We start from the raw sequence: 15,395 nt of genomic DNA on the forward strand, positions 1-15,395 counted from the left end.
CGCTAACATGATTTGGGCTTTTGGGGGAAGGCGTTTTTTCGTGAAAGAATTATGAAACTGGGCGGAAGTGATGCTAAGATTCTGATCCTAATAAATTTTTTGCGTAAAAAATAAATAAGGGAGAGGCTTTAACCTCTCCCTTCGAAGATCAAAGTATAACCATATCCTTAATGGGTTACAGGATATGGTACGTCTAAATGCAATTTATGAATCGCAGAAAGCGTTTCATCGCTTAGTTTTGTATTTGCACTATCTATCGCCACTTTCAGCTGATTCATTGTTGTGGCACCAATAATGTTGGATGTCACGAATGGTTGTTGGTTAACGAAAGATAAGGCTAAGGTCACAGGATCCAATCCAGCTTCATCAGCAACCTCCATATATTTCGCAATTTCGGCTTCCACACCTGGGCGAATGTAACGCGGGAAATATTCCGGCCATAGGCTGATGCGTGCACCTTCCGGGCGTTGACCATTAAGATATTTGCCGCTTAAGGCGCCCATCGCAAGTGGGGAATAGGCAAGCAAGCCAACATTTTCACGAATGGATACTTCTGCACAGCCAACTTCAAAATCGCGTTTTAATAAATTATACGGATTTTGGATAGATTGTGGGCGTGGCAGACCTTTTTGTTCGGCAACGCGAATATGTTCCAACATACCCCATGGTGTTTCATTGGAAAGGCCCACATGACGAACCTTACCAGCTTTGACTAACTCATCCATGGCGCTCATGGTTTCTTCGATGGATACACCATCTTTTCCATCTTGATGTGTATATCCTAATTGACCAAAAAAGTTAGTTGCACGACTTGGCCAGTGAATCTGATAAAGGTCAATGTAATCGGTCTTAAGGCGTTTCAGGCTGGCATCACATGCAGCCAGTACATTTGGCCTATTAAGATCGACGCGCCCATCATTGAGCTCTGGCCGTACATAAGGAAAGCGTTCTGCGGCCCCTAAAACCTTCGTGGCCAGAATGACGTCATTACGACGGCCTGTTTTTTCAAACCAATTGCCGATGATAGTTTCTGTTGCACCATATGTTTCTTGACGCGGCGGAATGGCATACATTTCCGCTGTATCGATAAAATTAACACCGTTACTTAAGGCAAAATCCAGTTGTTCATGTCCTTCGGCTTCAGTGTTTTGTTCGCCCCAGGTCATTGTACCTAGGCAAATCAAACTTACATCAAGGTCTGTACGACCTAAACGTCTTTTTTCCATATTTAGATTGTCCCCAATTGAAGATCAGTGATGATCCCTGCTTTCATTCCGACCTATAATATAGGTTACAGGAATAAAGTTAAAACCCCTGTATAGCTATATAATCGGTCATAACTTACTTCACCATTCGCAAAAAAGCCTGTGATAGGTACATTATCGCCCAGTTCTTCACGGATAATTTCCATCTCACGGGAATTTCCACCAAATTGGTTTGGGCCACGTCCTGCACAGTTAATGTAGACACCGCCCTTGATGGGCGAAGTACCAGCGCGAACTCTCAAATCTTTGAGTAAGCGGCGTAAATCTTCTTCGGCTGTTTCTGTGTCTCTTTTACAGAATAAAACCTCATCGCCAGGTTCTAATTCGGCCCCAATTGCAATCATCTGCTGTCCTGGGTCAATGGCAAGAATGTTACGCACCATATAATCGCCTTTGTCACTGCCCTCTACTGGTAAGGCAGAGAAAATATATCCTGCGACCTTCTCTAAATCGCGAGATAGAATATCACCGATTTCTTCTTTAAATACTTCTAGGGCTGGGCGATTATCTAAACTAATGAGGATGTTATCTTCGGATTCTGTAACCCGATGAATTGGGCCAATTGGACTACATCCTTGGGTGAGGCCGGTAATCATTGGGGCAATCCGATTGGAAAACATGACTCCGCTGATCCCTTTACCTTCAAGGCCATCTGCTAATTGAGAACCTTCACCCATGGTAGATGTTAAACCACCAACAAGATAAGCACTACTTTCCAAGGTGATATCTTGTAATAAGCCAGGGATGACATTGTTACTTGGATCTGCGTGGATTAAGGCGAGAGGCACATCCACCTGAGATAACCAGGAAGAGGCATGTGACAAGCCCGGTTCTGTATCCTCATGAATTTCTTTTAAAACATGAAACCCATCTTCAGGGATCGGGCAAAGCATAGCCGTCATTGCAGGCGCTTCAAAAATTTCTTCGCGATGGGTTAAGACCCCATGACCCACGCAACCAACCCAATGAGGTACGCCTGTCGTTTGGCGGAAAAACACTTCAATATCGGACATGTTGTGAGCGTAAGCGCTGCTAACGTAAATAATACCCAGCCGATGTAGGGCAGTGGGTGTTCCGATCTGTCGAAGGATATCTGCGGCTGCCATGTGCCAATCATCTGCTTGTGCAATTCCAACTCTAAAGTCAGCTTGAGTTGCAGAAAAGGTCATGGCGGTGCTCCTTCCATATTATTTTGTTTATTGTTTCTTATAGCTTACGCCTATTTTACCCTTGTGAGAAGCTTTTCTGTGTATGGTAGAATATTTGTGACAATTTTATCGACACCTTCAGCATTTGGGTGAATGCCGTCTGATTGATTCAAGACGCTTTTCCCGGCAACGTCTTTTAAGAAAAATGGGTAGTATAGGGTGCGATAAGTTTGTGCCAAATCACCATATAAACCATTGAATTTTTCTGAATAGTCACGCCCTAAATTAGGAGGTGCCATCATGCCTGCAAGCAATACAGGCACCTTGGCTTTTTTGAAACGCAATATGATTTGTTTAAGATTTTCACGTGTTTGTTTTGGTGAAAGTCCACGTAAGCCATCGTTACCACCTAGGGTGACAATAACCGCGTCTGGATTTTCAGCCATCAACCATCCAACACGCGAAAGGCCGCCAGCAGTTGTGTCACCTGATACACCTGCATTAATAACGGAAATATCTTTATGCCCACGTTTTTTAAGTGCATTTTCAAGTTTGACGGGGAAGCTTTCATTCTCAAGCAAGCCGTATCCGGCTGTTAAACTGTCGCCTAAAGCAAGAATACGCATACCTGCAAAAGCATTTTGTGCAAAGAAAATGCAAAAAACTGCAAGAAATAAAGCAAGGAAGTGATTGTAATAGCGGGACTTGATCCCATATCCTTGGGTTAGGACAGATACAGTCTTCATAAATGTAGCCTTTTTATTTTATTAACCGCAAGCAGGGCTTTGGGTGGAGTTAAATCATATGACCATGACTGGTAATAATCAATCAACCGTGATCCAACTTGATAATGTAACCCTTAAATTGGGGGTTGAGGGCCGAGAGGTCAATATCCTAAGGGGAGTTGATTTGGAAGTTTCTTCAGGTGAAGTGGTCGCTGTGGTTGGCCCAAGTGGTGCTGGTAAAACTTCAATGTTAATGGTTTTGTCAGGCCTTGAAGCCGCAACAGGTGGCAAAATCACTGTCTGCGGCGAGGATTTAACATCCATGAATGAAGATCGGTTGGCTCTATTTCGTCGTGATAATGTCGGCATTGTTTTTCAGGACTTCCATCTAATCCCGACAATGACGGCACTAGAAAATGTTGCGATGCCGATGGAGCTTTCAGGACGACGCGACGCAATGCAACAAGCTAAAGAGGGGCTTGAAGCAGTTGGATTAGGTCACCGTCTGGATCATTATCCTGCACAGCTATCGGGCGGGGAACAACAACGTGTGGCACTTGCCCGTGCTGTAGCGTCCAAGCCAAGATTGCTTTTGGCAGATGAACCAACAGGTAATTTGGACGGTGATACAGGACAGAAAATTATGGATTTGCTTTTTTCTTTGTCCAAAGATTTAGGGTCGACCTTGGTTTTAATTACACATGATCCAAAATTGGCCGAGAAATGTAGCCGTATTGTGCGTATGGCAGATGGGAATTTGACCGAACTTGAAAGCATGGATGCATAAGCCATGTTTATGAAAGATTTAAAACAAGCTCTCTCCATCGCCAAGCGAGAACTGCGCGGCGGTCTGGCTGGCTTTCGAATTTTCTTGGCCTGTTTAACACTGGGTGTTGCTGCTATCGCAGGCGTTGGCAGTATCAGTGGTGCCATTGAAGATGGTCTTAAAAGGGATGCAAGAAAGCTTTTAGGAGGGGATGTCGATCTGCGTCTCACCCATCACGAATTTTCGGCGGATCAAGAAGCATGGATGGAGGCAAATACGCTAAGTCAGTCTCAGGTCGCGCAGATGCGGGCAATGGCTATTCGACTGGATGGCGAAGATCGTCGTCTGGTTGAGCTGAAGGCGGTTGATGATGCATATCCACTTTTTGGGGAATTGGCGACAAAATCCGGCACAACATTTGACCATGATCTGAAGGATGAGCAAGGGCGCTGGCCGGCTGCAATTGGGCCATCCTTATTGGAAAGACTTTCCTTGTCCATTGGCGAAGGGTTTCGCATTGGTGATGTGGAACTTTACGTATCTCACCTAATCGATAATGAACCTGACCGTGGTACACAGGCCTTTAACCTTGGTCCGCGTGTTATTATCGCACGTGGTGCCTTGGATGAAACGGGGTTGGTCGTGCCGGGAAGCTTGATCCGTTACCATATGCGTCTTGCGATTCAAAATCCGGAAGCGGTGACAGGTTTCGTTGATCAAGTGAAAGCTGAATTCCCCAAAGCCGGATGGCGTATCCGTGATCTAGAAAACGCAGCACCAAATATTCAACGCTTTGTGGATCGTGTGCGCATGTTCTTAACATTAGTCGGTTTAACGGCGCTCCTTGTTGGTGGCGTCGGAATTGGAAATGCTGTCAGTGCCTATCTGGAAAGCCGTACAGGCGTGATTGCAACATTAAAATGTATTGGTGCTTCTTCTCGTTTAATCTTCTTAACCTATTTGAGCCAACTCTTAGCTTTGGGTGTCATTGGTACCTTATTAGGTGCCTTTATTGGATCTGTAACGCCAATGGTCGTTGCTCCTTTGTTGGATGGACGTTTACCAGTTAATCTTGATATTGGGTTTTATCCAATGCCCGTATTACTAGCTGTCTTATATGGATTACTAACCGTCGTGTTATTTAGTTTCTTGCCTTTAGCACGTGCCAAAATGGTGAGAGCAGCTGATCTATTCAGATCTAAAATGGGTGCTCTTGATGGAAAAATTGGTTGGCGAAATAGCTTGGTTGTTTTCGTGTTGGCGCTCGTGCTTGGTGCGTTAGCTATCATGACAGCGGATCAACCGAAATTGGCGATGGTTTTTGTGATTGGTGCTATTGGTGCTTTGTTGGTTTTTCGTGTTACAGCTTGGATTGTGATGCGTTTGGCTAAGGCTATGCCTCGGTCCAGAAATATGCGTTTCCGTTTGGCGATGGATAATCTACATAGACCGGGATCTCCAACTGCAAGTGTTGTTGTCTCTCTCGGTCTTGGTTTAACTGTTATGGCATCCATTGCATTGATCGAAGGAAATTTAAATAATCAAGTCGGCAAAGTTTTACGTGGTGAAGCACCCGGATTTTACTTTATCGATATCCAGCCTTATCAAATTGATGACTTCCGAGATTTGATGGCAGATTTCCCGGGTGTCTCTAAATCCGAAGATACACCAATGTTACGTGGCCGTTTAACCGCTTTAAAAGGAACGCCTGTAGAGGATATTACCCCGCCACCAGAAGCTGCTTGGATATTACGTGGTGATCGCGGATTAACATGGTCTAGAACACCGCCGGAAAATGGAAAAATCGTAAAAGGAAACTGGTGGCCGGAAGATTATTCCGGTGATCCACTTGTGTCCTTTGATGCAGAAGCTGCGGGACATCTGGGACTTGATATCGGCGACCAGCTAACCGTGAATATTCTAGGCCGTGAAGTCGATGTGACCATTGGAAACTTACGAGAGATCGATTGGACGTCTATGGGGATCAATTTCGTAATGGTGTTTTCACCAGGCATGTTGGAGCATGCCCCACAAAGTTATATTTCTACGGCCCATATTGAAGAGAGCCAGGAAAATGCGCTGGAACGTGCCATTGTTGATAAGTTTCCCAATGTATCCAGTATTCGCGTAAAGGAAGTTTTAGAAAGTGTTGCTGAAATTGTGGCTCAACTTGGTGTAGCTGTAAGGGTGATCGCATCCATTGCGATTGCGGCTGGTGTCTTGGTGCTGGCAGGTGCAATAGCTGCAGGGCGCCAGAAACGTATCTATGAATCTGTGTTGTTAAAGGTTATTGGTGCCACCCGTAAGGATGTGATGTCGGCTTATATTTTGGAATACGTCATTATGGGAACAATCACAGCGGTTATTGCCGCTGGATTCGGTGCCCTTGCATCCTGGGCAGTGATCACGGGCTTTATGGAAGCTGAATGGACCTTCTTACCAGAGGCCCTTATTCTTGTGCTTGTTTTATCGGTCTTAACGACAGTTATGCTTGGTGGAATCAGTGCTTGGTCCGCATTGGGAACAAAGGCAAGTCCATATTTAAGAAATGACTAGGAACTCCTTCCTGTACTATTTGTGAAGAATGGGACGAAAACTATTGAATTTTGTTTCATTCCTCCCCATATTAGCCACAGGAAGCGATTCATTATAGGTGAACCGTAATAATTATTTGTATGTCCAATTTCGGACAACACTATGGAAAAGGGAAGAAAAATGGCTGTTGATCCACGTTTCAATATGACGATTGAACGCGATGCATCTAATGCTGAAATCGACGCAGGTTTGCGCTCGCATATGCTTAAAGTGTACAACTTGATGGCACTTGGTGTTGGTGTTACAGGTTTAATCTGTTTCTTTGTTGCCACTAATATGGCGCTTTTACAGGCATTGATGCCGATTTCTTTTGTCTTCTTACTAGCTTCTATTGGTGTTGGCTGGTTTGCACCAAAAGTTATCATGTCTAAGAGCATGGGTGCAGCTCAAGGCATGTTCTGGGCTTATGCAGCGCTACTTGCGCTTGGTATTGCGCCGATGGTTGCAATGTATCTAAACACAAACCCAATGATCGTAGCACGTGCTTTCTTGATTTCTGCTGGTATGTTTGCTGGTGCCAGCTTGGTTGGTTACACAACTAAGAAAAATTTGAGTGGCATGGCGCAATTCATGATGATGGCAATGATTGGGTTGTTCATCTTGATGCTTGTTAACATCTTCTTGGGTAGTACACTTCTTAGCTTGGGTGTATCCTTTGCGATGGTGATTTTGTTGGCTGGTATGACAGCATATGAAACACAAGAAATTAAATCCATGTATTTGTCTGCACCTTCTGAGGAAGTTGCACGTCGCTTGGGTATCATGGGTGCGTTGCAACTATACAGCAGCTTCGTAATCATGTTTATTCATGTTCTTAACATTTTGGGTATTATGAATAGCGACGACTAATCGCTTAACTGATATCTAACTGTTTGAAACACCCGCAGAATTCTGCGGGTGTTTTTATTTGTACGTAAAAAAAATCACCTAAATTGAATTTTTTTAGCGCTTTTTTTTCAAAAGTCGCGTATGGGGGAATATGAGACGTGAATTGATAATCAGAAACAGGCGGCTCATAGCATAAGCCTGCTTCATTTTAATCACGCATAAATTATAAGAGTTTTTATAAAACCTTTCGATACTTAGGAGTATTGCCAATGTTGGCTGCTGTACGTGGATGTTGGGCCCTGTTTTTAGGCTTGAGCTTTATTATGCTCGGCAATGGGATGCAGGGTACTTTAATTGGTATCCGGATGAAGTTGGAAGGTTTTGAAACGTCAATCACAGGTTTGATTGGAACAGGATATTTTCTTGGATATTTAATCGGTGCAATTATTATCCCGTTTTTTATTCGTCGTGTTGGTCATATTCGCATTTTTGGGGCGTTGGCGTCTTTAGCTTCGATTTCCATCCTTGTGCATGCCGTCGTAATTGATCCATGGGTTTGGTTCTTCATGAGGCTGATTACTGGCTTGGCATATGCCGGGTTATATGTGGTCTGCGAAAGTTGGGTGAATGAAGCTTCCTCCAATGAAAATCGCGGTAAGATGATGTCCGTCTATATGCTTGTTATGATGGGATCTGTAACTGTCGCAACATTGGCGTTGAACTTGGGTGACCCAAATAGCTTTGAATTATTTACGCTTGTATCTGTAATGATCAGCCTCTCCGTAATACCAATTTTGACTTCTGTATCACCTGCGCCAAGTTTTGAGCAGTCGGAAAATGCGACGGTAAAAATGGTTTATACGGTTTCTCCCCTTGGTGTTGTAGGGATGTTCCTGACCAACTTTGGACTTGGTAGCGCCTTTATGCTAGGGGCGATTTATGCGGCCAATATTGGCCTAAGCATTCAGGAAACCACATTCATGATCACGGCTTACATGGGGGGGACTTTGATCTCTCAATGGCCAATTGGTTGGCTATCAGATCGTTTGGATCGACGTAAAGTTTTAGCCGGCGTGGCTTTAGCTTCAGCTGTTGCTGCTGTTGGTACCACCCAGTTTGTGGAGCCAGGTTGGCAAATGTATTTGGCATTCTTGGTTCTTGGGGGATTATCTCAACCTCTTTATTCTTTATGCATTGCACATACAAATGACTATTTGAACCCAGCTCAGATGGTGGCTGCAAGTGGTACGATGGTGATGATTGGTGGCGTGGGTGCGTTACTTGGACCAGCTATTGTGGGTTACACTATGGAATTTTGGGGAGATGCCTTCTATTTGTTAACGCCAGGTGCAGCCTTTACAATTATCTTTGTCTTTGCGCTTTATCGTATGACACAACGTGCGTCTATTCCAGTGGCGGAACAAGCAGATCACGTTATGCTTTCACCTAACCCGCTTTCTGCGGTATTAAACCCAGAGGTGGATGTAACTGAGTGGCAACCTGAAGAAGATGATCAACCAGATACAGTAGAAGAATTGTTTGAGGAATTCTTTGAGCCTGACGAAGGGGATAATGGCCCTTCAGAGGAAGAGGAAGCGAACTCCTGATCTAGAGAGGAACATCTTTTATGAACTATTGGTTGATGAAATCTGAGCCTGAAACTTGGTCTTGGGAACAACAAGTTGCGAAAGGTGCGGAAGGTGAAGGATGGGATGGTGTACGTAATCATCAAGCCTCCAACTTTATGAAAGAGATGAAGCTCGGTGATCAGGTTTTTTTCTATCATTCAGGTAAGGCAAGAGAAGTCGTTGGTATTGTTGAGGTTTGTAAGGAGTATCATCCTGACCCCACTGATTCTAAAGGACGTTTCGGGATGGTTTCAGTGAAAGCCCTTGAAACAATACAGAAGCCGGTTAGTTTGAAAATGATTAAGGATGATCCAAGACTTTCCAAGCTTGCCTTGATTAGACAATCCCGCCTTTCGGTGATGCCAATTCCCGAAGATGCATGGCATATTATTTTAGGTATGGCTAAATAGAGGTTTAGCTAGCTTTGTGACATTAGATTGTAACTTGAACCTAGATGCGAAACTGTCTAGATTAGCGCCATGAAAAATACCACACTTCCTTATGCCCAAGATATTGGGGATTGTCTGGCAGATACGATTGGCTCTGGCGGTCTAACTAATAAAAAATATGATATGTTGTTAACTCAGGCTAAGGTAGGTTTGGAAAAACTTAAGGCTGCATACGCCGATGGCAGTCTGCCTTTGTTACACTTACCAGAAAAAGACGATGATTTAGCAGAACTGGTACCTGTTGCGGAGCATTATCGCCGCAATTTTAAGGATGTTGTGATTTTAGGAACCGGAGGTTCATCTCTTGGTGGGCGTGCCTTGTTTGAAATGGCTACACCCAAAGTATCACAAGGGGAAGCAAAACGAACAGTTCCTAATTTGCATATTGTTACAAATGTAGACCCTTTTGTTTTTGAGGCTTTGATAGAAAAGCTTAATCCAGAAACAACGGGTATTATCGCAATTTCAAAATCAGGTAGTACAACAGAAACTGTGATGCAGTTTTTGGCTTTCCTACCTAAGTTTCGTGAAGCGCTTGGTGATGAGAAATTACCAAGTCATTTCACTATTATCACAGAACCGGGTAAAAATCCGATGCGTGATCTGGCAGAACGGTTTGATTTGCCCTTATTGGATCATGACCCCAAAGTTGGTGGGCGCTATTCCGTACTTAGTTTAGTGGGCATGTTACCTGCAATGATTGTTGGGCTTGTGCCACAACTAGTGCGTAAAGGCGCAGAAGAAGTTTTGAAAAATGCGCTGGAAGTTGAAAATTCTTGTGACTGTCCAGCAGCGGTTGGTGCTGCGATCTCGGTGGGGTTAGAACAAGAAAAAAAAATAAGCAGTTCTGTAATGCTTGCATATAGTGATCGTTTAGGGTCATTAGCACGTTGGTATCGTCAACTTTGGGCTGAAAGTCTGGGCAAAAACGGTAAAGGGACAACTCCAATTTATGCAACAGGACCTGTGGATCAACATAGTCAATTACAGTTATGGTTGGATGGTCCGTCTGATAAGATGTTCACGGTTCTGGGTGGGCCTGTGTCTTCAGGGGGGAATCCGATTTGTGCGGATTTGGCCAATGACCCGAAGCTTTCATTTATGGTTGGCCGTACGATGGGCGAGTTGATGGAAGCATCCCGTCGGGCGACAGCGGAAACTTTGGCGAAGAATGGCAAGCCTGTGCGTCGTTTGACTTTGGATGAGATCAATGAATATTCCATGGGCGCCTTGATGATGCATTTCATGCTTGAGACAATTTTGGCTGCCGACATGTTAGGCGTTGATCCATATGATCAACCCGCTGTTGAAGAAGGCAAAATTCTCATTCGTCAATATATGGCTGAAATGGGCGAATCGCACTAGGCTTCAGTCCTTATTTTAGTTTTTATTCTTTTTGAGATTTACCTATGGCAATTCGTCGTCTTCCTGATCAGGTGATTAACCGTATTGCGGCTGGTGAGGTCGTTGAACGTCCTGCATCTGCTGTCAAAGAATTGGTAGAAAATGCTATTGATGCCGGGGCGAGCCGTGTTGATATAACTATTCGTGAAGGTGGTCGTTCCTTGATCCGGGTTGTGGATGATGGATGTGGTATGTCCCCTGAAGAGTTACCGGTAGCGATCGAACGCCATGCGACGTCTAAATTACCAGATGATGATTTATTCTTTATTTCCACATTAGGCTTTCGTGGCGAAGCTTTGCCTTCAATTGGATCTGTTAGTCGGATGACAATTACCAGTCGTACGGAAGATGCATCTGAAGCTTGGGCAATTCATATCGAAGGTGGTGTCGTCTCTGGTCCCGAACCTGCTTCGGGAAGTAAAGGAACACGGATTGAAGTACGTGATCTTTTCTTCGCCACACCTGCAAGATTAAAATTTATGCGATCTGAACGGGCTGAGACATCTGCCGTTATTGATGTATTGCAACGTTTATCTATGGCGCATCCGGGCGTTAGCTTCACTCTGAATGATGGCAATCGTGATCGTTTGCGTGTCATGGGAAAACAGGGGGACTTCCTTGATCAACGATTAAAACGTCTTGGTGATATTATGGGGCGTGAATTTGCGGAAAATGCATTGCCCATTGATGCAGAACGTGAAGGTATTCGATTAACTGGTTTTGCGGGATTACCAACTTTGAACCGTGGTAATGCAATGATGCAATTTTTGTTCGTGAATGGACGTCCAGTAAAAGATAAGCAGCTGACTGGGGCAGTGCGAGCGGCCTATATGGATTTCTTGGCAAGAGACAGGCATCCCATGTTGGCTTTATTTTTGGAAACAGAACCGCGTGCGGTTGATGTGAATGTGCATCCAGCAAAAACAGAAGTGCGTTTCCGTGATGCGGCTTCTGTTCGTGGATTAATTGTTGGCGCTTTAAAACATGCATTGGCGGAAGCTGGCCATCGTGCTTCCACGACGGTGTCTCAAGCGGCATTAGGGGCGATTAAAAGTGAAGGGGATGTTGCGAGCTTGCCTTTGTCTGCCATGCCTCAACGTCCTATGGGTGGTTTCAGTCGCTATAGTGGACGAACTGGCGGTGGATCCTATAATTATCAGGCTCAACCACTAAATACTGGTATGGCGGAACAAGCATATCAATTTCAAGCGCCATCTGCTGCAAGTCAAAATCAGCCAACACCAAATAGCGATATTGGTACAAGTTTTACTGACGCACCAACTTTTGAGCCAGCTGCACCAGCCAGTGGGTCTTATGCTGAAACAAATCCTACAATGGATCAGACTGCCCACCAATTGCAAAGTTACCCGTTAGGGGCTGCGCGTGCTCAATTACATGAAACCTATATCGTGGCGCAGACTGATACGGGGATTGTGCTTGTCGATCAACATGCGGCCCATGAGCGGCTTGTGTATGAACGTATGAAAGAGGCGATGGCGGAAACAGGTGTAGCACGACAAGGTCTTTTAATTCCAGAAATTGTAGAGATGGATGAAGAAGCGGCGAAAGCTTTAGTTGATCGTTCTGAAGATCTTGAAAAATTTGGTTTGGTTTTGGAAAGTTTTGGGCCAGGTGCTGTGGCTGTTCGTGAGACGCCCTCCCTTTTAGGTGAGGTTGATGTTCAAGGTTTAGTCAAAGACCTCGCTGATGAATTTATGGATCTTGGTGGTACTTTTAGCTTGAAAGAAAAAGTGGAAGAGGTCTGTGGCACCATGGCATGTCACGGCTCTGTCCGGTCTGGCCGGCGTCTGTCATTGGAAGAGATGAACGCATTATTACGTCAAATGGAAGCAACGCCGCATTCTGGTCAGTGTAATCATGGCCGTCCGACTTATGTGGAATTAGCTCTTTCAGATATTGAAAAACTCTTTGGTCGACGCTAAACCTGTTCCGCGTTTTATAAAATCTTGGATAATCACCATGAGCGAAATGAAAAAACTGGCGCCTGTCGCCCTTGCTACCGGTATTAGCATCATTGGGCTGGGAACAGTTATTCCGATTTTGCCATTTTATGCAAAAAGCATGGATGCTGATGCATTTACAGCGGCGTTGGTTTTTTCCACATTCTCTGCAGCGGCGTTTTTTTCTACCCCATTTTGGGGGAGTATGTCAGATAAGATAGGGCGAAAGCCTGTTATGCTGTTATCGGCGCTTTGTACCGTGATTGCGTATCTTTGGTTGGCCCATGCCTCCGTTCTTTGGGAAATTTTTGCAAGTCGTGCTTTTGCCGGATTTACTGCTGGCTGGCTTGCAACATCACAAGCCTTTGTTGCGGACGTAACGTCACAAGAAAATCGGGCCAAAGGTATGGGCATGTTAGGGGCTGCATTTGGTATCGGATTTACGATTGGTCCAGGGCTTGGTGCTTGGTCTGTAGGAAGTATCGATAATCCAGATTTTACCACACCTGCTTATATTGCAGCTGCAATGGCTGCATTATCCCTAGTGATAGCTCTGATTTTTGTAAAAGAGCCTGAACGTCATAGAGATATCACCGCACGTATGCCAATGCGTAAGGTCTTGAAAGATAGCGTGTTGGCGCGTTTACTCGGGGTTTATTTTGCGGTTTCTTTGATGTTTACGGCGATTGAAGGAACATTTGCTTTTTGGGCGGCAGATAAATTCGGTCTTGGACCGCGAGATGTTGGATTATATTTGGTCTTCGCTGGCGTAGTCACAGCCTTTGTGCAGGGTGGGATTGGGCGCATCGTTCGAAAACGCGGTGAAGCAAAGGTTGTCTTACTTGGTGTCGGTTTCCTTTTCCTGTCTTTCCTGATTATGACTCAGATTACCGGGGAGAATGGCATTTATTTCGTAATGGGCGCCTTGGCATTAGCGATGGGCTTGCATAATCCTGCAATGCAGAGTTTGTTTAGTCGTCTGGCATCAACGCAAAACCAAGGTGGTGTGATGGGGGCCGCACAGGCCGCAACCGCATTGGCGCGTGTACCTGGGCCTGCATGGGCAGGATTTGTTTTTGCGCATTTCGGAGCGGATATGCCTTATTATGTCGGCGCGGTGGTTCTTTTCTTCTTAATTTTTGCTGTTTTGATTGTGACGCGACAAGCTACAAAGCGCATTGAAGAAGCAGGATAAGATTATCCTTTTACGAATAAATCTTTGAACTGTTGTTCTCCGACCTTTGTAAATTTAATTATTCTGGAAGATGGTTCGCGACTGGCCCATTTGAGGTCTAATATTTTGTCTAATAATGCTCCACCTAAATCACCTGCAAGATGGTGACGTCGCGCGCTCCAGTCCAAACAAGGTTTGCATAAAGGTTTGGAAGGTTTTTGAAGACTAGCTGGATTTAGACCGAATGCTTCGAAAAAATCTTTGCCAGCAGCTGTTAAATAAGCCTCGTCATCATTTTCCGAAGCTTCCATATATTTCTTTTCGATCAGTTGATCATAAGCAAATACAGCCAGTTCACCAGCAAGATGCGAATAGCAGGCACGTGCATGACGAAGTGCGGGATCTTTTGGACCTGTACGGGTTCTTAGTTGGCCATTTTGTGCTGCCAGGCCCATCATGGTTTCTAACAAATGGGCAACGTCATTATTTTTAAGGGTGAAGTATTTATGACGCCCTTGTTTAGTGGCTTTTACCATAAAAGCCTGTTCCAGTTTCGCTAGATGAGAACTGGCCGTTTGAGGCATAATACCAGCTTCGTTGGCAAGCTCGCTCGCGGTTAATGCTTTTCCACTCATAAGAGCAATCAGCATATTTGCGCGTGCGGGGTCACCAATCATGGTGCCTAATAATGCTATATCTGGTCCTTCTTTCATCATTCGATCATAATCGAAGCATTTATTTGGTGCAATATGTAATCATGTGCATATCGAAATTGTCATGAAAGAAAATTAAAATGATTACATGTTTTATTCGTTACCACATTGACCCAACCAAGAAGGCAGAATTTATGGAATATGCTGCTAACTGGGGGCAAGCTATCCCAAGAAACGGCGCTGATTTGATTGGATATTATGCACCTTATGAAGGTAGTTCTACACTTGCCTATGGTGTTTATAATATTGAAAATTTAACGGAGTATGAAGCTTATAGAGCACGCCTTGCCGCGGACCCACTTGGAAAGGAAAACTATGAATTTGCCATGAAGGAAAAGTTCATCCTTCGAGAGGATCGATGTTTTCTAAAACTCGCTTCAAGCCCCCATAGTAAATTGGTGAAACTATGATAGCAGTTATTTTTGAAGTTCATCCGAAATCCGAAAGAAAGCAGGAATACTTGGATATCGCAGCCATCTTGAAAGAAGAATTGGTAAAAGTGGAAGGGTTTATTTCTGTTGAAAGATTCCAGAGTCTAACCAACCCTGACAAAATCTTGTCATTGTCATTTTTTGAAAATGAAACAGCAGTCAAGAAGTGGCGGGAATTAAAATCACATAGAGCTGCCCAACAAAGCGGGAGAAATGGTATCTTTGAGGATTATCGTTTGCGCGTTGCATCGGTGATTAGGGATTATGGTATGGAAGATAGGGACGAGGTTCCTAAATAGAAAATTAAT

The 15,395-nt window shown here is 44.4% G+C and carries 14 protein-coding genes; 10 read left to right on the top strand and 4 right to left on the bottom strand.

The window, feature by feature from the left end:
* Positions 1 to 167: 167 nt before the first annotated feature.
* From ACOQOA_RS14355 to ACOQOA_RS14365, 3 genes are all read right to left on the bottom strand, one after another.
* The gene (locus ACOQOA_RS14355) at positions 168 to 1,226 is read right to left on the bottom strand and encodes an aldo/keto reductase (RefSeq protein ID WP_420549302.1); all 1,059 of its coding nucleotides are present in this window, start codon (positions 1,224 to 1,226) and stop codon (positions 168 to 170) included.
* A 65-nt stretch (positions 1,227 to 1,291) separates the two neighbouring features.
* Positions 1,292 to 2,434 carry an FIST signal transduction protein gene (locus ACOQOA_RS14360; protein WP_420549303.1) on the bottom strand — a complete coding sequence of 381 codons (1,143 nt, stop codon included), beginning with the start codon at positions 2,432 to 2,434 and terminating at the stop codon, positions 1,292 to 1,294.
* Between the two features lie 50 nt (positions 2,435 to 2,484).
* On the bottom strand, positions 2,485 to 3,159 hold the full coding sequence (locus tag ACOQOA_RS14365) for an arylesterase (RefSeq protein ID WP_420549304.1): 675 nt from the start codon (positions 3,157 to 3,159) through the stop codon (positions 2,485 to 2,487).
* Positions 3,160 to 3,217: 58 nt separating this feature from the next.
* Here ACOQOA_RS14365 and ACOQOA_RS14370 point away from each other — a divergent pair, with 58 nt between their 5' ends.
* The 8 genes from ACOQOA_RS14370 (at position 3,218) to ACOQOA_RS14405 (ending at position 13,964) form a co-directional block, all read left to right on the top strand.
* The gene (locus ACOQOA_RS14370) at positions 3,218 to 3,925 is read left to right on the top strand and encodes an ABC transporter ATP-binding protein (RefSeq protein WP_420549305.1); all 708 of its coding nucleotides are present in this window, start codon (positions 3,218 to 3,220) and stop codon (positions 3,923 to 3,925) included.
* Positions 3,926 to 3,928: 3 nt separating this feature from the next.
* On the top strand, positions 3,929 to 6,460 hold the full coding sequence (locus ACOQOA_RS14375; protein WP_420549306.1) for an ABC transporter permease: 2,532 nt from the start codon (positions 3,929 to 3,931) through the stop codon (positions 6,458 to 6,460).
* Between the two features lie 159 nt (positions 6,461 to 6,619).
* Entirely contained in the window at positions 6,620 to 7,348 is a 729-nt protein-coding gene (locus ACOQOA_RS14380; RefSeq protein WP_420549307.1) for a Bax inhibitor-1 family protein, read from the top strand.
* A 248-nt stretch (positions 7,349 to 7,596) separates the two neighbouring features.
* Positions 7,597 to 8,934: an MFS transporter gene (locus ACOQOA_RS14385; protein WP_420549308.1), complete on the top strand. Its 1,338-nt coding sequence runs from the start codon at positions 7,597 to 7,599 to the stop codon at positions 8,932 to 8,934.
* Between the two features lie 20 nt (positions 8,935 to 8,954).
* Entirely contained in the window at positions 8,955 to 9,365 is a 411-nt protein-coding gene (locus ACOQOA_RS14390) for an EVE domain-containing protein (protein ID WP_420549309.1), read from the top strand.
* Positions 9,366 to 9,434: 69 nt separating this feature from the next.
* Positions 9,435 to 10,769 (top strand): glucose-6-phosphate isomerase, encoded by a 1,335-nt coding sequence (locus ACOQOA_RS14395; protein WP_420549310.1) that lies wholly within the window; start codon positions 9,435 to 9,437, stop codon positions 10,767 to 10,769.
* A 44-nt stretch (positions 10,770 to 10,813) separates the two neighbouring features.
* Positions 10,814 to 12,751: a DNA mismatch repair endonuclease MutL gene (gene mutL / locus ACOQOA_RS14400; protein ID WP_420549311.1), complete on the top strand. Its 1,938-nt coding sequence runs from the start codon at positions 10,814 to 10,816 to the stop codon at positions 12,749 to 12,751.
* 37 nt (positions 12,752 to 12,788) lie between these two features.
* Complete coding sequence (locus ACOQOA_RS14405; protein ID WP_420549312.1) at positions 12,789 to 13,964, top strand: MFS transporter; 1,176 nt, start codon at positions 12,789 to 12,791, stop codon at positions 13,962 to 13,964.
* A 2-nt stretch (positions 13,965 to 13,966) separates the two neighbouring features.
* Here the strand turns inward: ACOQOA_RS14405 and ACOQOA_RS14410 are convergent, their stop codons facing one another.
* The gene (locus ACOQOA_RS14410) at positions 13,967 to 14,659 is read right to left on the bottom strand and encodes an ArsR/SmtB family transcription factor (RefSeq protein ID WP_420549313.1); all 693 of its coding nucleotides are present in this window, start codon (positions 14,657 to 14,659) and stop codon (positions 13,967 to 13,969) included.
* A gap of 77 nt (positions 14,660 to 14,736) precedes the next feature.
* Between ACOQOA_RS14410 and ACOQOA_RS14415 the strand changes: the two genes are divergently transcribed.
* Positions 14,737 to 15,066 (top strand): NIPSNAP family protein, encoded by a 330-nt coding sequence (locus ACOQOA_RS14415; protein ID WP_420549314.1) that lies wholly within the window; start codon positions 14,737 to 14,739, stop codon positions 15,064 to 15,066.
* On the top strand, positions 15,063 to 15,386 hold the full coding sequence (locus ACOQOA_RS14420) for an antibiotic biosynthesis monooxygenase family protein (protein WP_420549315.1): 324 nt from the start codon (positions 15,063 to 15,065) through the stop codon (positions 15,384 to 15,386). Before ACOQOA_RS14415 ends, ACOQOA_RS14420 begins: the two co-directional genes overlap by 4 nt.
* Positions 15,387 to 15,395: the final 9 nt, after the last annotated feature.

Source organism: Curvivirga sp. (genome assembly GCF_965219885.1).
Classification (GTDB): domain Bacteria; phylum Pseudomonadota; class Alphaproteobacteria; order UBA8366; family Aestuariispiraceae; genus Curvivirga.